Here is a 491-nt window from a genome sequence, read left to right on the forward strand (position 1 = left end):
GCATTAGCAATTGACAATGCGTTCAATGTAGTTGCTGCAGTACCTGTTTTGAATACGTCTGCACCAGCTGCTTTGAAGCCGCTTACTGTATCGATAGTTGCAAATGTTGAGCCAGAACCGATGATAGTATCAGCGCCAGAGGACAGTGCGATTGTATCTGCACCTGTACCACCAGTTACTGTTACTGCACCAGTTGCGTTCACTGTTTGACCACCTGAACCCAGGATGAAAGTACCGCCAGCAGTATTCACTGTTGCCGCACCGTTGAACATTGTTACTGTGTTTGTATTCACAGCATTGAAGTTCACGATGTCAACACCAGCCAAAGCTGCACCAGCTGCACTGGATGTTGCCAGACTAAATGCTGCTGTAACTGCATCAGTAACTGTTACTGTATCGGTACCCAAACCAGCATTGATTGTTTTCCATGCCAGGTTAGCGTAAGTTGTAGTGAACGCGTCATTACCTGTGCCGCCAGTGAAAGTTTGGTT

1 protein-coding gene is annotated in these 491 nt (G+C 46.8%); it reads right to left on the reverse strand.

Going from position 1 to position 491, the window contains the following annotated elements:
* On the reverse strand, positions 1-491 hold a 491-nt coding region (locus tag ACO0LN_RS30285), incomplete at both ends, for a hypothetical protein (protein ID WP_422980473.1).

The sequence above is a fragment of the Undibacterium sp. TC9W genome (genome assembly GCF_049339865.1).
Taxonomy (GTDB): Bacteria; Pseudomonadota; Gammaproteobacteria; order Burkholderiales; family Burkholderiaceae_D; genus Undibacterium.